An 18,264-nucleotide genomic window follows, 5' to 3' on the forward strand; every position below is an offset into this window, starting at 1 on the left:
CTCAGGCGAGGCTGCCGCGGATTTCCACCTGACCAGCGGCCTCCAGCTGCTCCGACAGCGCGAGCATGCGGGTGATCTCCTCGTGCGAGGCGCTGCCGAGGGCGGCGCGGCCGGCGGCGACGATGCGCGCGAAGGCGGCCGCGCGGAACAGGGTGACCGCGAAGTCGCCGCGGGTGATCCCGCGCAGGACCTCGTCCACCATCCGGCGCAGCTCGTCGGGGCCGGGAGGGTCGGCCACGCCGGCGACCACCCGCGCCACGTCGACGCGGCGCTGGCCCGCCTCGTAGTCGTCGGCCACCCGGTCGGGGTCGGCGTGCACCCACGAGCGCAGCAGGAACAGCCGCCACAGGCTCCCGGCAAGCGTGTCGGCGGGCGCCCCCGACCACACCTCGGCGAGCGTCTCGAGGCCCTCGGTGTCGGCGAGGTGGACCACCCGCTCGGCAAGCGCGGGATCGGCGGACCGGCGCGCGCCGCGCACCAGCACGGTCGCGGCGAGGTCGCCCGCCTCGCGCAGCTGCGCGGGGTCGGCGCCCCCGGCGATGTCGGCGAAGAAGGCGTCGCCGGGGGTCATCGGGCGGTGGTGCTGGCGACCGGTCACCGGGCCAGCCTAGAACGGCCCGGAACGGCTCAGCCAGCCGTTCCCATCACCTTGCGGATGCGCTGGTCGCTGACCTTGGTGGCCGTGCCGAGCTGCTGGGCGAACAGGGACACGCGGTACTCCTCGAGCAGCCAGCGGGCCTCCCGGAGGCGCTGGGGCATCGGCTGGCCCTCGGGCAGCGCCGCGACGGCGTGCAGCCACGCCTCCTGCAGCCCGGACACCTGGTCCATCAGCTGGCGGTCGCGGGCGACCTGGCCGTCGAGGCGCTCGCGCCGGTGGGTCACGGCGGCGAGGTAGCGCGGGTAGTCGCGCAGCCGGCTCACCCCCGCCTCCCCGATGAAGCCGGGGGCCATCAGCCGCTCGACCTGCGCGCGCATGTCGGTGAGGGCCGGCAGGGTGATCAGGTCGGCGCGCCCGGAGATCGCCCGGTCGGTGGTGCGCCAGGCCTCCAGCACCCGCATCACCTCGTGCACCGCCGGGCCGAGGCCGGAGGCGACGGCGTCGCGGGCGTCCGCCACCACGGCGTCGTACGCCGCCTCGTCGCGCACCGTCGGGTGCCGGTCGACGACCTCGCCGACGATGCCGGCGCGCAGGTCGTCGAGGAGGTCGGCCACCGACGGGTAGGGCGAGCCGACCAGCGCGAGCTTGGCGCGCTGGTCGAGCCCGGCGGCGGCGAGCACGTCGTCGACGGGGTCGGCAGGCCCGAGCGCGAGGAGCACCAGGCGTCGTACGCCCAACCGGTGGTGCGCGGCGGCCTCCTCGGCCGTCGCGAGCACCCGGAGGCCCACCGTCGGGCCCTCGTCGACGAGCGCGGGGAAGCCGCGCACCTCGTGGCCGGCGCGACGCTGCACGAAGGACTCCTCGACCGTGCCGAACGTCCACGTCGTGCGGCCGGTGGCGCTCACGCCGGAGTCGGACGCCACGTCGGCCATCGCCTGCTCGAACGTCGGTCGCAGCGGCTCCTTGAGCGCGTCGAGGTCCTTGCCGCGGGCCGCCTCGGCCCCCTCGTCGGTCACCACCCGGTAGGTCGGGCGGAGGTGGGCCGGCACCTTCGACCAGTCCCACGCCTCGCGGGGGATGACCAGGCTGCGGGTGCTGCGGGCGAACCGCTCGAGCGCGTCGAGGAGCGGCTCGGCGCCCGGCGGCGTCGCGGCGAGGAACTCGCGCGCGGTGTTGGGCGCGGGCACCATCGCGACGCGGAGGCTCTTGGGCAGCGAGCGGATCAGCTCGGTGACCAGCTCCTCGCGCAGCCCCGGCACCAGCCACGAGAAGTCGTCGGCGTCGATGCGGTTGAGGGTGGCGACGGGGACGTCGATGGTGAGCCCGTCGTCGGCGGCGCCGGGCTCGAAGTGGTAGCTGATCGGGAAGGTCAGCCCCGCCTCGTCGCTGTCGTGCCACTGCGTCGGGAAGTCGTGCGCGCGCACCTCGCCGGCGGTGTCGTGCGTGAGCATCTCGGGGTCGAACGTGAGCAGGTCGGGCTGCTTCTGCCGCGCCCGCTTCCACCACTGGTCGAAGTGCTGGCCGCTGACGACGTCGGCGCCGACGCGCGCGTCGTAGAACTCGAACAGCGTCTCCTCGTCGACGACGATGTCGCGGCGCCGCGCCCGGTGCTCGAGCTCCTCCGCCTCCTCGAGCAGGCGGGAGTTCTCGGCGAGGAAGCGGTGGCGGGAGTCCCACTCGCGCTGGACGAGGGCGTGGCGGATGAAGAGCTCGCGCGCGAGCGGCGGGTCGACCTTGCCGTAGGACACGAGGCGGTCGGCCACCAACGGGACGCCGTACAACGTGACCCGCTCGCGCGCCATCACGGCGGCGCGCTTGCGCGACCAGTGCGGCTCGGAGTAGGTGCGCTTGACCAGGTGGGCGCCGATCCGCTCGGCCCACTCGGCCTTGATGGCGGCGTTCTGGCGCGCCCACAGGCGCGAGGTCTCCACCAGCTCGGCGCTCATCAGGAAGTCGGGGTTGCGCCCCTTCAGCACGCTGCCGGGGAAGATCGCGAAGCGGGCGTTGCGCGCGCCGACGTACTCCCGCATCGGGCGCCGCTCCCCCGGCCGCGACTTCTCCCGCTCCTCGAGCGCGCCGACGTGGCTCAGCAGGCCGGAGAGCAGCGCCTGGTGGATGCCGTCCTCGTCGTAGGCCGCTCCGCCCTCGCTGCTGCCGGTGCGGCCGAGGTCGAGCTTCATCTCCTTGCACACCTGGCGCAGCTGCGACTCGTAGTCCTGCCACTCGCGGATGCGCAGGTAGTTGAGGTGCTCGCGCTTGCACATCCGGCGGAACGCGCTGGAGGACAGCTCGCGCTGCTGCTGCTTGAGGTGGCGCCAGAGGTTGAGCCAGGTGAGGAAGTCGCTGGACTCGTGCGTGAAGCGGGCGTGCAGCTGGTCGGCCTGCGCCCGCTGCTCCTCGGGCCGCTCGCGCGGGTCCTGGATGGACAGCGCCGCGGCGATCACCAGCACGTCGCGCAGGCAGCCGAGGCGCTCGGCCTCGAGGATCATCCGGCCCAGCCGCGGGTCGATCGGGAGCCGGGCCAGCCGCCGGCCGACCTGCGTCAGGCGTACCCCCGGCCGGGACGTCATGGACCTCTGCGGTCCGGACCGCGGACTCTCCTGACGTCCGGGGTCGGCGGCGGTCGAGATCGCGCCGAGCTCCTCGAGCAGGTCGGTGCCGGCCTTGATGTTGCGGCGGTCGGGCGGCTCGACGAAGGGGAACCTCGCGATGTCGCCGAGGCGCAGCGAGGCCATCTGGAGGATCACGCTCGCGAGGTTGGTCCGCAGGATCTCCGGGTCGGTGAACTCGGGGCGGGCCTCGAAGTCCTCCTCGGAGTAGAGCCGGATCGCGATGCCCTCGGACACGCGCCCGCAGCGGCCGGAGCGCTGGTTGGCCGAGGCCCGGCTGATCGGCTCGATGGGCAGGCGCTGCACCTTGGTGCGCACCGAGTAGCGGCTGATCCGCGCGACGCCGGTGTCGACGACGTAGCGGATGCCCGGCACCGTCAGCGACGTCTCGGCGACGTTGGTGGCCAGGACGACGCGCCGCACGGTGGAGGGGTGGCTGGAGAAGACCCTGTGCTGGTCGGCCGCGCTGAGCCGGGAGTAGAGCGGGACGATCTCGAGCCGGTCGCTGCCGAGGGCGGAGAAGGCGTCGGCGGTGTCGCGGATCTCGCGCTCGCCGGGCAGGAACACCAGCACGTCGCCCGGTCCCTCGGCCGAGAGCTCGCGGACGGCGTCGAGGATCGCCTCGGTCTGGTCACGCTGGACCGGCTCGCCGTCGTCGTCGTTCTCCGGCAGCTCCAGCAGCGGTCGGTAGCGGACCTCGACGGGGTACGTACGCCCCGACACCTCGACCACGGGGGCGCGGAAGTGCTCGGCGAAGCGGTCGACGTCGATCGTCGCGCTGGTGATGATCACCTTGAGGTCGGGCCGGCGCGGCAGCAGGCGCTTGAGGTAGCCGAGCAGGAAGTCGATGTTGAGGCTGCGCTCGTGGGCCTCGTCGATGATGATCGTGTCGTACTTGCGCAGGTCGCGGTCGCGCTGCAGCTCGGCGAGCAGGATGCCGTCGGTCATCAGCTTGACCCGGCTGGCGCGGCTGGTGCGGTCGGTGAAGCGGACCTGGTAGCCCACGACGTCGCCGAGCTCGGTGCCGAGCTCCTCGGCGATCCGCTCGGCGACGGAGCGGGCCGCGATGCGCCGCGGCTGGGTGTGGCCGATCAGCCTGCCGCCCTCCGCCGCCCCGAGCCCCCGGCCGAGCTCGAGGCAGATCTTGGGCAGCTGGGTGGTCTTGCCCGAGCCGGTCTCGCCCGCGACGATCACCACCTGGTGGTCGCGGATGGCGGCGGCGATGTCGTCGCGGCGCGCGGAGACCGGGAGCTCGGCCGGGTAGGTGATCTTCACAACGGGCGCCATTCTCGCCCACGGTGGCAACCCGTGCGGAGGCGGTGGCGCCCGTTGCGGAGCGGGTCAGGACGTCGGGTCGTCCTCGGCGTCCGGGGCGTCGCCCTCGGGCGGGGCCGGCATCTCGCCGTCGGGCGCTCCGGGGCCGCCGAACCTCGGCCCGCCGCGCTCGTCGTCGCGCTCGTCGTCGCGCTCGCCGAAGTCGCGGTCACCGAAGTAGCGGTCACCGTGCTCGTGATCGCCGAAGTCGCGCTCGTGACCGAAGTGGCGCTCGTCGTCCTCGCGCTCGCCCTGGTAGCCGGGGCCGCCCTGGTAGCCGGGCTCGCCCTGGTAGCCGGGCTCGCCCTGGTAGCCGGGGCCGCCCTGGTAGCCGGGGCCGCCCTGGTCGCCGGGGCCGCCCTGGTCGTGGCGCTCGATCCAGCCCGAGTCGCCGGGGCCGAGGTCGTCGTCGGCCGAGGCGCTGACGGCGACGCCGCCGAGGCCACCGACGATCAGGCCGGCGATGGCGGTGCCGGCGAGCGCGGCCGTGCCGAAGCGGCGGCCGCCGCCGTCGCCGGAGGGACGCATCCCGCGCAGGCGCTCGCGCATCCCGCGCTTGCCCTCGGGGCGGGGCGCGGTCGGCGCCGTGGTGGTGGGGTCGTTCTGTGCGTTGGTCATGGGGTCGTTCTGGGGAGTGGTCATCGCATCCGTGGTGGGGTTGGTGGGTGTGTCTGTGGTGGGACCGGCCTCGGGACCGGCCGTGGGGGCGGCGCCCGCAGGACGCATGGGCTGCGTCTCGTCGGGCTGCCGGCCCAGGTTCTCGTTCGTCATGTGACCAGCGTGCGGCGCACACCTGTGGCGCACCTGTGCCCAGCCCCTGCGGCCGCTCAGAGATCTCGGACCCGGTCGGCCCGACGATGTCGAGGGCGCCGCGGCGGCTCCGTCCCCGAGGTGGACGCGGCGACAATGGGCCGCACCTGACCAGGAGACCGATCCTGCCGAAGTACCTGCTCCTCCAGCACCATCGCGGCGCCCCGGTGGCCGTGACCGACGTCCCGATCGACCAGTGGGCCCCCGAGGAGGTCGACGCCCACATGGCGTTCGTGGACGACTTCGGCAGGCGCCTGGAGGCCGACGGCGAGCTCGTCGACCGCGGCTCAACTCGGCGCGCTGACAGGAAGGACACAGCGGTCCCACAGGAAACGGAGGCACGATGGTCTCGTGCAACAGCTCACCCGACCCGATGGCTCGCCCGTGCGCGTCCTCGTCGTCGACGACGAGGTCAACATCGCCGAGCTCCTCGCGATGGCCCTGCGCTACGAGGGCTGGGACCTGCGGATGGCGCACACCGGCAGCGAGGCGGTGGCCACCGCGCGCGAGTTCCACCCCGACGCCGTGGTGCTCGACATCATGCTCCCCGACTTCGACGGCCTCGAGGTGCTCCGCCGCCTGCGCGCGGACGGCAACGACGTGCCGGTGCTCTTCCTCACCGCCAAGGACGCCGTCGAGGACCGGGTCGCCGGCCTGACCGCCGGCGGCGACGACTACGTCACCAAGCCCTTCTCGCTCGAGGAGGTCGTGGCCCGGCTGCGCGGACTGATCCGCCGCGGCGGCACCGCGGCGCAGGCCGACGCGGGCAACGTGCTGGTGGTCGGCGACCTCACCCTCGACGAGGACAGCCACGAGGTGCACCGCGGCGGCGACGAGATCCACCTGACCGCGACCGAGTTCGAGCTGCTGCGCTTCCTCATGCGCAACCCGCGACGGGTGCTGAGCAAGGCGCAGATCCTCGACCGGGTGTGGCACTACGACTTCGGCGGCCAGGCCAACGTCGTCGAGCTCTACATCTCCTACCTGCGCAAGAAGATCGACGCCGGCCGACCCCCGATGATCCACACGATGCGCGGAGCCGGCTACGTCCTGAAGCCGGCGTCGTGAGGCGCCCGCTCCACCGGCCCGTCACGCTCACCGCGCGGCTGGTCGCGGTGGTGGTGCTGCTCGTCGCGCTGACCGCGGCCGTCATCGGCACCGTGACCACGCTGGCGATGCAGCGCAACCTCGACAGCCAGCTCGACGGCGACGTCCGGGTGGCCCTCGAGCGGACCATCCGCGGCTCGGACGGTCCCGGCCGCGGGCCGGGTCGCGGCGAGGAGGGCTTCGGCCCGGGCCAGCAGTTCGGCTCCATCCAGGCCGTCGTCCCTGACGACGGCACCGCGTCGGGTCTGGTGCTGTCCGAGCAGGACGAGGACAGCTGGGGCGCCGCGACCGCGCTCAGCGACGACCAGCTCGACGTGCTCGCCGACGTCCGTGCCGACGGCGACGGCCCCGAGCTCCGCACCGTCTACGTCCCGGACCTCGGCCGCTACCGCGTCGGCGTCAGGGAGGTCCCGGGCGGCCGGGTGGTCGCCGGGCTCCCCCTCGCCGACGTCGACGACACCGTCGGCGACCTCGTCCGCCTCGAGCTGCTCGCCACCCTCCTCGGCGTGGTGGCCGCCGCGGCGGTGGGGACGGTCGTCGTACGCCGCCAGCTCGCGTCGTTGCGCGAGGTCTCGGCCACCGCCCGCCGGGTCGCCGAGCTGCCGCTGGCGTCCGGGGAGATCGAGATGGCCGAGCGGGTGCCGGCGCGGCTCACCGACGAGCGCACCGAGGTCGGACAGGTCGGCTCGGCGCTCAACGCGATGCTCGACCACGTCGAGGACTCGCTCGACCGGCGCTACCGCAGCGAGCAGCAGGTGCGGCAGTTCGTGGCCGACGCCTCGCACGAGCTGCGCACGCCGCTCGCGACCATCGCCGGCTACACCGAGCTCGCCCGGCGGCGCCCGGAGACGATGCCCGCGGCGCTGACCAAGGTCGAGAACGAGTCGGCGCGGATGACCGCCCTCGTCGAGGACCTGCTCCTGCTCGCCCGGCTCGACGCGGGGCGTCCGCTCCAGCGCGAGCCGGTGGACCTCTCGCGGCTGCTGCTCGAGGCCGTCGACGACGCGCGCGTGGTCGACCCCGAGCACCACTGGCGGCTGTCGCTGCCGGACGCGCCCCTCGTCGTGGAGGGCGACGCCGCCCGCCTGCACCAGGTCATCACCAACCTGCTGACCAACGCCAGCCGCTACACCCCGCCCGGCACGACCGTGACCGTCACCGGGAGCGCGAGCGGCTTCTCCGTCCACGACGACGGCCCGGGCTTCGCGCCGGACCTCGCGCCCCACGCGTTCGAGCGCTTCACCCGCGGGGACGCGGCCCGCAGCCGCGGCGGGGCCGGGCTCGGGCTCTCGCTGGTCGAGGCGATCGTCCGCGCCCACGGCGGCACGGTGGCGCTCGCCAGCCGCCCGGGCGACACCACGATCACCGTGGCGCTCCCGACCGTGCCGGCGTAGACGCCGGTTACGGTGGCGGGGTGAGCCTCAGCACCGTCGCCGACAAGGTCATCGTCATCACCGGCGCCGGATCCGGGATCGGCCGCGCGCTCGCGCTGCGCTGCGCCCGGGCGGGTGCACTCCTCGCCCTCGCCGACTGGGACGCCGGGCGGCTCGCCGAGACCGTGGGGCTCGTCCGGGAGGCCGGTGCGACCACCGTGTGCCACGACCTCGTCGACGTCTCCGACCGTGCCGCGGTCGCGGCGTGGGCGTCCGCGGTCGTCGAACGGCTCGGGCGGGTCGACCTCGTCGTCAACAACGCCGGCGTGACCGCGACCGGCGACTTCACCGACCTGACCTACGACGACCTCGACTGGATCGTCGGCGTCAACTTCTACGGGGTGGTCCACGGGTCCAAGGAGTTCCTGCCCCACCTCATCGCGAGCGGCAACGGCGCCCTGGTCAACATCTCCTCGCTCTTCGGCCTCGTCTCCGCCCCCGGGCAGTCGGCCTACAACGCCACCAAGTACGCCGTGCGCGGGCTCACCGAGGCGATCCGCGAGGAGATGCTCATCGCCGGGCACCCCGTCACCGTGACCTGCGTCCACCCCGGCGGCATCCGCACCGGCATCAGCCGCCACGGCCGCAAGGCCGCCGGCCTCGACGGCGCCCGCATCGACGCGCTGTTCGACGACAGGCTCGCGCGGATGTCGCCCGACCGCGCCGCCGAGATCATCCTCGCCGGCGCGCTCGCCGGGAAGCCGCGGGTGCTCGTCGGCCTCGACGCCCACGTCATCCACCACGCCGCCCGGCTCCTCGGCGCGCGCTACCAGGACGTCGTCGCCCGCCTGCACCGTCGAGCTGGCGCATCCTGACCGCTCATCACCGTCGAGCCGGCTCATCCTGACGGCGAATCACCGTCGAGGCGGCGCATCCTGACGGTGAATCACCGTCGAGCCGGCTCATCCTGACCGGGAGTCGGCGAGGATGCGCCCACTCGACCCCGTCTATGTGTGAGAACGCGCCCACTCGACCCCGTCTACCTGCGAGAACGCGCCCACTCGACCCCGTCTACGTGCCAGAACGCGCCCACTCGACCCCGTAGGCGCGCCAGGTCGCGCCCACTCGACCTGATAGGGATGGGCGTATGGAGCCCGGGACCCCGATCCGCTGCGAGATGACCAAGTGGGGCGACCGGCCGCACTGGCAGCTGGTCGGCACCTACCTCGGGGCCGACGAGCACGGGGAGTGGCTGGGCTTCCCCGCCGGCACGCACAACCATCGCCCGGGCCACGAGTTCCACGCCGCCGTCGACTCCGTGACGCTCGTGCAGCCCGAGGGGTGGCACCTCGCGACCTTCCAGGCACCGGGGATCTGGTGCGACCTCTACATCGACGTCACCACGCCCCCCGCGTGGGACCGCGACGTGCTCCGAGCGGTCGACCTCGACCTCGACGTCATCCGCCTCCCCGACCCGCTTCCACCCGTGGACAGCGCACCGTGGGACGTCGCCCCGGCCGGTCCGGGTGAGGTGTTCGTCGACGACGAGGACGAGTTCGCCGAGCACCAGGTGCGCTACGGCTACCCCGCCGACGTGGTTGCCCGCGCGCAGGCCTCGTGCGACGCGCTGGTCGTCGACGTCCGCACCGGCCGCGCACCGTACGACGGCGCGCACCGGCGGTGGCTCGCCGAGCTCAGTCGCCTGACTTCCTCCTGAGCGCGCGCCGCTCCGCGCGCGACAGCGCCCGGAACGGCCCGACGAGCCGCGGCCCGGACAGCCGGCTCTCCAGGCGGCGCGCCTCCCGCTTGAGCGGCTGCGCGACGTACTCGCCCAGGATCACCCCGGACGCCAGCGCGATCGCGACCGAGAGCGCCGTCATCAGCGCCAGGATGCCCCGCGAGATGAAGGGCCCGCCCTCGGCGAGGAAGGTCAGGCCTCGGTAGATCGACAGGCCGGGGAGGAAGGGCACGATCGCCGGCACTGCGACCACCAGCGGGGGGATCCGCACCCGCCCCGCCACCGCGTAGGCGACCAGACCGATGAAGAAGGCGCAGGCCGCGGCGGCTGCCGCGCGCCCGAACCCGGCCGCCGTGACGCCCTGCGATACCGCCGCCGCCCCCGCCGTGATCAGCGCGATCGGCACCACGGCGCGGCGGGGCGCGTACGACGCGACGCTGAACGCCGCCGCCGACACGGCGGCGCCGCCGAGCACCGCGGGCAGGTCGGCCAGCTCGACCTTCCCCGGCACCAGCTGCCCGAGCTCGAGGCCCACGCCGCCGGCGAGCGAGATGCCCATCGCGACGCCGGCGATGATGCCGGCGGTCGCCATCATCGCCTCGATCAGCCGGGCGCTCGAGGTGAGGTAGAAGCCGGTGAGCGCGTCCTGCACGGCGCCCATCAGGCCGATCCCGGCCAGCAGCAGGATGATGTTGGCCGTCACGACCACGGACGGGTCGACCTCGACCGGGCCTGCCGCGACCACTGCGGCGAGGACCGTCGCGATCGCGCCGCCGGCGACCTGTTGGTAGAAGAACGGCAGCCGGCGCCGGGCGAGCACGATCTGCACCCGGTCGATCAGGGCCGCCGCCACCGCGGCGACCACCGCCACGACCGGCCCGCCGCCGAGGAAGATGCCGACCGCGGCGGCCATCACCATCCACGCCAGGGTGACCGCCCAGCGCGGGAAGGCGTGGCCCAGCGAGACGATCGTGGCCATCCGCGAGCGCGCGAGGTAGACGTCGGCCCGGTCGGTGAGGATGTCGCGCACCAGGTGGTCGACGGCGGTGAGGTGCTCGTAGTCGATGACTCGCCGTTGCACGTGGCGCATCATCAGCGTCGGTACGTCGTCGCCCGAGCGCTGGTGGCTCATCGACAGGGCGGTGAAGGTGACGTCGAGCTCGGCCGAGCGCAGACCGAGGTGGTCGGCCACCGAGCGCATCGTCGCCATGACGTCGGCCGCGCCCGCACCCGAGGACAGCAGCATCTCGCCGATCCGCAGGCAGAGGTCGATCGTCAGGTTGTCGAGGGTGCGCTGCTCCGCCGCGGCGCGCGCCGCGTCGTGGTCGGGATCGTGGTCGGGATCGTGCTCGGCGTCGTGGTCGGGGTCGGGGTCCCCCGGCGTGCGCGTGCGTCCGTCCTCGCGGTCCATCCGTCCATGGTGGCAAACCCGGGCCGGCACCGGTCGGAGGGGTGAGCCTCACCGCCGGTCGCCTACCTAGACTCGCCGCATGCGCATCGACTTCCACGCGTCGCCGGAGCCGACGCTCGGGGTGGAGTGGGAGCTCGCGCTGGTCGACCGGGCCAGCCGCGACCTCGTCAGCGTCGCGTCCGAGCTCCACGAGCTCGCCGGCGGCCGGCTCGACCGGCCCGAGCGGCTCCACAAGGAGCTGTTGCGCAACACGATCGAGGTCGTCACCGGCGTCTGCGACACCGTCGAGGAGGCCGTCGCCGACCTCCGCGGGACGCTCGCGGTCGTCGCCCCCGCCGCGGCCGAGCTCGGAGTCGACCTCCTCGGCGCCGGCTCCCACCCCTTCGCCGACTGGTCGCACCAGCAGCTCACCGAGGGCCACCGCTACGCCGAGCTGATCAACCGCACGCAGTGGTGGGGTCGCCAGATGCTGATCTGGGGCGTGCACGTGCACGTCGGGATGCCCGAGCGCGACCGGGTGATGCCGGTGCTGGAGTCGATGCTCACCACCTACCCCCACCTGCTGGCGCTGTCGGCGAGCTCGCCGATCTGGGCGGGCCAGGACACCGGCTACGCGTCCAACCGGGCGCTGATGTTCCAGCAGCTCCCGACCGCCGGCCTGCCGTTCGCGTTCGAGACGTGGGCCGAGTTCGAGAAGTGCATCGCCGACCAGACGACCACCGGGATCATCGACTCGATGTCGGACGTGCGGTGGGACCTGCGACCCGCCCCCCACCTGGGCACGCTCGAGCACCGCGTGTGCGACGGGATGTCCGACCTGCAGGAGCTCGGCGCCCTCACGGCGCTGGTGCACTGCCTCGTCGTCGACCTCGACTCCCGGCTCACCGCCGGCGAAAGGCTGCCGACCCTGCCGCCGTGGCAGGTGCAGGAGAACAAGTGGCGGGCCGCGCGCTACGGCCTCGACGCCATCGTCATCGTCGACGACCACAACCGCGAGCGGCTGGTCACCGAGGACCTCTCCGACCTGCTCGAACGCCTCACCCCCGTCGCCCGACGGCTCGGCTGCGAGGCCGAGCTGCGCGCCGTCGCCGACATCCCCGTCCGCGGTGCGTCCTACCAGCGCCAGCGGGCGGTGGCGCACGAGTCCGGCGGCGACCTCGTCGCGGTGGTCGACGCCCTCGTCGCCGAGCTGGCCCACTCGCTGAAGGCCTGAGCCACCCAGGACCTGATGCCCTTGTGGCACCGGGCGGGGGGCGAGAGGATGCCCGGACCTCCTCGCCCCGCGAGGAGGGGTGGCCGAGACGGAGGAGCAGCACGTGGCGGACGTGATCGACCCGACGGCGACCGGCTTCCTGCTCGCCGAGAACCGCAACATGCTGATGCACGTCGGCGGCCTCCAGCTCTTCGAGAAGCCCGCGGGGGCGGGCCGCGGCTACGTCCGCGAGATGTACGAGAAGATGCGCGACGTCGAGCAGGTCGCGCCGCTGTTCCTCAAGCACCCGCACCGCTCCGCGCGAACGGCAGGTCAGCTGGTGTGGGTGCCCGACCAGCAGTTCGACATCGATCACCACGTCCGGCACAGCGCCCTGCCCAAGCCGGGACGCGTCCGCGAGCTGCTCGACCTGTGCTCACGGCTGCACGGCACCCGCCTGGCCTGGGAGCGGCCGCTGTGGGAGGCGCACGTCATCGAGGGCCTGCACGACGGTCGGGTCGCGATGTACACCAAGACCCACCACTCGCTCGTCGACGGCCTCTCCGCGATGCGGCTGATGGCGAGCGTGCTGTCGACCGACCCCGACGAGCGCGACATGCCGGCGCCGTGGGCGGTGCGGCCGCGCCCGCCGGGCCCGGCGCACGAGGAGCCCGACGGCACCTCCGAGGCGTCGCTGTCGGACCTCACCGCGGCCACGGTGCGCTCCACCCTGGCGATCGCGGCGGAGGCCGCCGGGATGCCCGGAGCGCTGCTCCGCACCCTGACCAGGAGCGTGCGCAACGAGACCTCGGCGCTCTCGCTCCACGCCCCGCGCACCATCCTCAACCAGGGCATCACCGGCTCGCGCCGCTTCGCCGCCCAGGACTGGCCCGTCGAGCGGCTGCGTGCGGTCGGCCGGGCCACCGGCACGACGATCAACGACGTGGTGCTGGCGATGGTCAGCGGCGCGATGCGGACCTACCTGATCGAGCTCGACGCCCTTCCCGACACGACACTGATCTCGATGGTGCCGGTCGCGCTCAGCGCCAAGCAGGCGAAGCTCACGGCGGGCGGCGGCGGCAACGCGGTCGGCTCGGTGATGGTGCAGCTCGGCACCCACCTGCCCGACCCGGCCGACCGCCTCGCGGCGATCCACCGCTCGATGACCGACGGCAAGGCCAGCCTGTCGGCGATGACGCCGACCCAGATCCTCGCGATGAGCGCGATCGGGCAGGCGCCGGCCATCCTCGGGCCGCTCCTCCGGATGCAGGGTGTCGTGCGCCCGCCCTACAACCTCATCGTCAGCAACGTCCCCGGCCCACGCACCACCCACTACTGGAACGGCGCCCGGCTCACCGGCACCTACCCGCTGTCGATCCCGATCAACGGGATGGCGCTCAACATCACCTGCACCTCCTACGACGAGAAGATGTGCTTCGGCCTCACCGGGTGCCGGCGCACGGTCCCCCGCCTGCAGGTGCTCCTGCAGCACCTCGACGAGGAGCTGGCGGCCCTCGAGAAGGCCGCCGGCGTCCAGGTGTGATGCGTGGTTGTGATTCCGGGTGTGATGCCTGGGCGTGATGCCTAGCCGACGACGTCGAGGCCGCCGCCGACCTGCTCGGCGACGGCGGCCAGCCGCGCACGGGTGATGTCGGCGACGGTGTCGAGGCCGGCGAGCCGGGCGTTGGAGCCCTCCCGGGTCGGCTCGGCGGAGTTGATGCTGATGCAGCGACGGGTGCCCCCGTCGGCGGCGTTGGCCAGCGCGACCGCGTGACCGGTGGTGCCGCTGCCGGCGAACGGGTCGAGCACGACGACGTCGTCGGGCAGCGTGGAGAGGATCCGGCGCACGAGGCCGGTGGGCTTGGGCGACTCGAAGACGTGGCCGACCAGCGCCTTGAGCTCGGCGACCGCCGTGTCCGTCGAGCCGATCTCCTCGGCCAGCCAGATCGTGCGCAGCTTCTTGCGGCGCCCACCGTCGCGGTGCAGCCAGTCGCGCTGGAAGATGTCGGCGCGCTCGCCGGCACGGCCGCGGATCACCCGGCACTCCAGGTCGTCGGGACGCTCCTCGACCCGAGGCCTCGACCACCGCCACACCGCCGGCCGACCGTCGCCGAAGACGGGCGTCAGCTCCCTGCTGCCGTCGAACTCCGCCACCGACACCCGCCCGGTCACGGGGTCGCCGTGGAGCGGGTAGTGGAGGGTCGGCGTGCTCACCGGGTTGAACTTCTTGTTGGTGTTGCGCAGCGGGAGGTAGCGGAACCGGCGCCCGTCGGGCGCGGTGAGCGGGAAGTCGGCCTCGTCCACGGCCTCGGCGCTGGTGCCGTCGACCAGGCAGTCGGGCAGGTGGCGGGCGTACGCCAGGACGTACTCGTGGCTGGTCGCGAACCCCCGGCCGAGCTGGCGGCCCTTGGGGTTGAGGTTGACCACGACCTGGGCGAGGAAGTTGGCCTCCCCGAAGACCTCGTCCATCAGCAGCCGCAGATGGGCGACCTCGTTGTCGTCGATGCTGACGAACACCGCGCCGTGCCGGGCCAGCACCTCGTGGACGGCCACGAGGCGCGGACGCATCATCGCCGTCCAGGCCGCGTGGCGTCCTGCGTACGGGTCGGCGTGGGAGTCGTCGCGGAAGCGGTCGGCGTAGGCGAAGTCGTTGCCCGTGTTGTAGGGCGGGTCGGCGTAGACCACGTCGACGGACCCCGCCGGGAGCCGGGGCAGCACGTCGAGGTTGTCACCGACGTGCAGCGTGTTGCACGCGGCGCCGGGACGGGGCGCGGGCTCGACGGGCACGCGCGCCAGCCTAGGCGGTGGCCCGGAGCCCCGCCGCGCACGACCGACCCGCACACCACAATTGTCCCACCGGCCCCACGACGTCCTTTACTCTGGAACGCGTGCCTTCCTCCTCGCGCCGCTCCCACTCGTCCGCCCGCCGTCCCGCGCCCGCCCGCGCGCGCGCGCTGACGCTCGCCACGGCCGGCGTGCTCGCCGCCGGGCTCGCGCTCAACGTGGGCGCCGGACCGTCGGTGGCCGACGACCGCGACGGCGTCGACGGCCGGGGCCTGACGTCCGGTGCCGCCGACGGCTACCGGGGGCGCAACCAGACCTCCGACGGCAAGCCCGGCATCGTCGTCGGCCCGCCGGTCAACGCCCGCGGGCGAGCCGTCCAGGTGAAGAACGACGTCAGCTACGAGATCGCGCCCGGCGTGGTGCTGCGGGAGTGGGACCAGGTCGACGGGCGCCAGCCGGTCGGGCAGGTGCGGATGAACCTGGTGACCGTCAACCTCGACGCGCCCAACCTGTCCTTCGAGGAGCTCTCCCCCACGTTCGTCACCAGCCGCAAGAAGGTCAGCCAGCTCGGCGGGTGGAACGACGCGCTCGCCGCGGTCAACGGCGACTTCTTCGACATCGGCCGCACCGACGCCCCGCTCGGGGTCTCGATCGACCGCGAGGAGGGCGTCCTCACCGGCTCGCGCGAGGGGTGGATCCCCGGGGTCAACTCGTCCCTGTGGTTCGACGACTCCGGGCCGCACGTCAGCCCGCTGAGCCTGGAGTACACGATCCGTCAGCGCCGCGCCTGGACGGTCAGCGGCATCAACCACCCGAGCATCCCGCCGGGCCAGATCGGCGTGTTCACCTCCGCCTGGAACCGCACCGAGGGCTACCAGGTCACCTCGGGCAAGAAGCGGGCGCGCGAGGTGGTCCTGCGCAACAACCGGGTCATCTCCAACCGGCCCAAGCTCTCCAGCGGCCGCAAGATCCACCGCAAGGAGCGCGTGCTGATCGGCACCGGCAGTGCCGCCGGCAAGCTGAAGAACCTCAAGCGCGGCAAGAAGATCACCCTGTCGCAGCGCATCGTCGGCGGCCGGCCGACCGTCGCGATCAGCGGTGACCGCCCCCTGCTCGTCAACGGCGTGCGCACGGTCGTCAACAACACGATCGCCCACCCCCGCACGGCGGTCGGCATCGACGCCGACGGCCGCCGGCTGCTGATCCTCGTGGTCGACGGGCGCTCCGCGGTGAGCCGCGGCTACACGATGGTCGAGCTCGCCGACATCATGACCGCGCTCGGCGCGGAGAACGCCATCAACCTCGACGGCGGCGGCTCCTCGGCCATGTACAGCCGCACCGGCAGTGGAGCGTTCGGGATCGTCAACGAGCCCTCCGACGGCTCAGAGCGGCTCGTGCCCAACGGGTTCGGCGTGGTCTACCACGGCGACCTGCCGCCGGTCGTGCCGATCCTGCCGCCGCCGACCGTGACGCCGACCCCCACGCCGACCCCCACGCCGACCCCCACCGTCACGCCGCCCCCCACGACGCCGCCGGTCACCCCGCCCACCCCCTGACGCCGGCGCAGTGCCGGCGTCCGGTGTCCGCCCCGCTTCGGGGGCTCAGGCGTCGGGGGCTGCGAACAGCACGACGTAGGTGACCGGGGCCAAGCACTGGACGGTGCTCTTCGGCAGGGCCGGCACGACCTGGAAGCCGGCCTCGCCCGCGTCGATGGCGACGCTGCGTGGCGGCTCGCACCCGGTCGACACCACCGCCCCGTAGGGCGTCGCGTCGGGCGAGCGGTCGCGGAGGTCGGCCGCGACGGCCGCCACCTGGTCCGGCAGGCCCGCAGCGAGGTCGGCGACGAAGTCGGCGACGGCCCGGTCGGTGTCGAGCGCGAACGCCATCGTCGAGGGCGACCCTCCGCCCTCCGTCGCGCCGATGACGACGGCCTCGGTGACCCCGGCGGACCCCACGACGTCGATGGGCTCGGCGCCGGCCGGCACGTAGGGCGACTCCGAAGGGGGCTCGGACGGTGACTCCGACGGCGACTCCGACGGGGACGTCGTGGGCTCGGACGGGCTGGGGGTGCTCGAGGCGCCGGCCGGGTCGGTCGCGGTCTCGTCGTCGGACCCGCAGGCGGCGAGCGACGCCGAGAGGGCCAGGGCGGCGAGGAGGGCGGAGGCGGACCGGGTGCGGGCGCCCGAGCGACGCGGTGAGGTTGTCATGGTCCTCCGACGATATCGACGCGGGTCCCGCTCCCCCGGCAGGCTCGCACGCGGGACGCCGCGTCGACGCCGTGGCGCCTGCACTGGCAGGCTTGGCGCCATGAGTGGCCCCGAGACCCAGGCCGAGCCGGTACGCGAGGCCGTGCGCGCCTACGCCGCCCGACAGCCGCAGCTGGCCGCGGCGACCGCCGGGTGGGTGACGCTGATCCGCACCCTGCTCGACGACGCGGGCATCGACTACCTGAGCGTCACCGGGCGGACCAAGAGCGTCGCGTCGTTCGCGGCCAAGGCCAACCGGGCCCTGGACGGCCGGCTGGTCTATCCCGACCCGCTGGAGCAGGTGACCGACCAGATCGGCGTCCGGGTGATCACCTACGTCCACAGCGACGTCGCGGCCGTCGCGGAGCTGCTCGACGACGAGCTCACCATCCTCGACGACCGCGACCTGGGCGAGGAGACCGCGCGCGCGGGCCGCTTCGGCTACGCCAGCCGGCACCTCCTCGTGCGCACCGACGCGGCCGAGGAGCACCCCGAGCTCGTCGGCGAGCGCGCCAGTGTCCAGGTGCGCACGGTGCTCCAGCACGCGTGGGCCGAGTTCGAGCACGACATCCGCTACAAGGGCAACGTGCCTGAGGACGCCGCCGCCGACCTCGACCGCCGCTTCACGCTGGCCGCCGGCCTGATCGAGCTGGCCGACCGCGAGTTCGCGACGATCCGCGAGCGGATCCAGGCGGCCGCGCCCGGCAGCACCGCCGAGGCCGACGCCGACCACATCGTCGGCCAGGAGCTCGCGACCTTCCTCGCCGGGCACTACAGCGACGCCGGCTGGTCGCACACCGACCACTACGACTGGATCGCCGGCCTGCTCGCCGAGCTCGGCATCGACAGTGTCGACGACCTCGACGACCTGCTCACGTCCGTCGACGCCGACGCGGTGATCCGCCGGATGGGCTACCGCTACCCCGCCGGCGCGGTGCGCCGCCTCGACGACGCGCTGCTCGCGATCTTCGGCGAGCAGTACGTCACCCTCGAGGGCAACAGCCACCGCGTGCCGCTGCTGCGCGCCCGGCTGGAGAAGCTCACCACCCCCGAGGGCTGAGCGGGCAGCGACCAGCCGGAGC

14 protein-coding genes are annotated in these 18,264 nt (G+C 73.6%); 8 read left to right on the forward strand and 6 right to left on the reverse strand.

Annotated features, from left to right (window positions below; all coding sequences use genetic code 11):
• Position 1 precedes the first annotated feature (1 nt).
• From JX575_RS16090 to JX575_RS16100, 3 genes are read right to left on the reverse strand one after another with little or no spacing between them, the layout of a single operon-like run.
• Positions 2–598 (reverse strand): hypothetical protein, encoded by a 597-nt coding sequence (locus JX575_RS16090; RefSeq protein ID WP_241005208.1) that lies wholly within the window; start codon positions 596–598, stop codon positions 2–4.
• Between the two features lie 29 nt (positions 599–627).
• Positions 628–4,494, reverse strand: coding sequence for an ATP-dependent RNA helicase HrpA (hrpA, locus tag JX575_RS16095; RefSeq protein ID WP_186339090.1), 3,867 nt, complete (start codon positions 4,492–4,494; stop codon positions 628–630).
• 54 nt (positions 4,495–4,548) lie between these two features.
• Complete coding sequence (locus JX575_RS16100) at positions 4,549–5,292, reverse strand: hypothetical protein (protein ID WP_186339091.1); 744 nt, start codon at positions 5,290–5,292, stop codon at positions 4,549–4,551.
• A gap of 390 nt (positions 5,293–5,682) precedes the next feature.
• On the opposite strand from JX575_RS16100, the gene JX575_RS16105 reads away from it, so the two are divergent.
• From JX575_RS16105 to JX575_RS16120, 4 genes are all read left to right on the forward strand, one after another.
• Positions 5,683–6,399: a response regulator transcription factor gene (locus JX575_RS16105; protein ID WP_277395300.1), complete on the forward strand. Its 717-nt coding sequence runs from the start codon at positions 5,683–5,685 to the stop codon at positions 6,397–6,399.
• Positions 6,396–7,832 carry a HAMP domain-containing sensor histidine kinase gene (locus JX575_RS16110; RefSeq protein ID WP_241005209.1) on the forward strand — a complete coding sequence of 479 codons (1,437 nt, stop codon included), beginning with the start codon at positions 6,396–6,398 and terminating at the stop codon, positions 7,830–7,832. Before JX575_RS16105 ends, JX575_RS16110 begins: the two co-directional genes overlap by 4 nt.
• Positions 7,833–7,852: 20 nt before the next feature.
• A complete protein-coding gene (locus JX575_RS16115) occupies positions 7,853–8,686 on the forward strand; it encodes an SDR family NAD(P)-dependent oxidoreductase (protein ID WP_186339092.1) in 834 nt (277 codons plus the stop codon).
• A gap of 272 nt (positions 8,687–8,958) precedes the next feature.
• The gene (locus JX575_RS16120) at positions 8,959–9,528 is read left to right on the forward strand and encodes a DUF402 domain-containing protein (protein ID WP_186339093.1); all 570 of its coding nucleotides are present in this window, start codon (positions 8,959–8,961) and stop codon (positions 9,526–9,528) included.
• Here JX575_RS16120 and JX575_RS16125 read toward each other — a convergent pair.
• Positions 9,506–10,960: a threonine/serine exporter family protein gene (locus JX575_RS16125; protein ID WP_186339094.1), complete on the reverse strand. Its 1,455-nt coding sequence runs from the start codon at positions 10,958–10,960 to the stop codon at positions 9,506–9,508. The genes JX575_RS16120 and JX575_RS16125 overlap by 23 nt on opposite strands.
• Positions 10,961–11,039: 79 nt before the next feature.
• Here JX575_RS16125 and JX575_RS16130 point away from each other — a divergent pair, with 79 nt between their 5' ends.
• Both JX575_RS16130 and JX575_RS16135 read left to right on the forward strand, forming a co-directional pair.
• Positions 11,040–12,173: a glutamate--cysteine ligase gene (locus tag JX575_RS16130; RefSeq protein WP_186339095.1), complete on the forward strand. Its 1,134-nt coding sequence runs from the start codon at positions 11,040–11,042 to the stop codon at positions 12,171–12,173.
• A gap of 103 nt (positions 12,174–12,276) precedes the next feature.
• A complete protein-coding gene (locus tag JX575_RS16135) occupies positions 12,277–13,695 on the forward strand; it encodes a wax ester/triacylglycerol synthase family O-acyltransferase (RefSeq protein WP_186339096.1) in 1,419 nt (472 codons plus the stop codon).
• A 41-nt stretch (positions 13,696–13,736) separates the two neighbouring features.
• Here JX575_RS16135 and JX575_RS16140 read toward each other — a convergent pair whose 3' ends face one another.
• Positions 13,737–14,939: a site-specific DNA-methyltransferase gene (locus JX575_RS16140; RefSeq protein ID WP_241005210.1), complete on the reverse strand. Its 1,203-nt coding sequence runs from the start codon at positions 14,937–14,939 to the stop codon at positions 13,737–13,739.
• A gap of 101 nt (positions 14,940–15,040) precedes the next feature.
• Between JX575_RS16140 and JX575_RS16145 the strand changes: the two genes are divergently transcribed.
• Positions 15,041–16,492 (forward strand): phosphodiester glycosidase family protein, encoded by a 1,452-nt coding sequence (locus JX575_RS16145; RefSeq protein WP_186339097.1) that lies wholly within the window; start codon positions 15,041–15,043, stop codon positions 16,490–16,492.
• Positions 16,493–16,537: 45 nt separating this feature from the next.
• On the opposite strand, the gene JX575_RS16150 is transcribed toward JX575_RS16145, so the two are convergent.
• Positions 16,538–17,143 carry a hypothetical protein gene (locus JX575_RS16150; RefSeq protein ID WP_186339098.1) on the reverse strand — a complete coding sequence of 202 codons (606 nt, stop codon included), beginning with the start codon at positions 17,141–17,143 and terminating at the stop codon, positions 16,538–16,540.
• A gap of 100 nt (positions 17,144–17,243) precedes the next feature.
• Between JX575_RS16150 and JX575_RS16155 the strand changes: the two genes are divergently transcribed.
• A complete protein-coding gene (locus JX575_RS16155) occupies positions 17,244–18,242 on the forward strand; it encodes a (p)ppGpp synthetase (RefSeq protein WP_277395301.1) in 999 nt (332 codons plus the stop codon).
• Positions 18,243–18,264: the final 22 nt, after the last annotated feature.

Origin of the sequence: Nocardioides sp. zg-1228, from assembly GCF_017086465.1 — a bacterium.
GTDB lineage: Bacteria > Actinomycetota > Actinomycetes > Propionibacteriales > Nocardioidaceae > Nocardioides.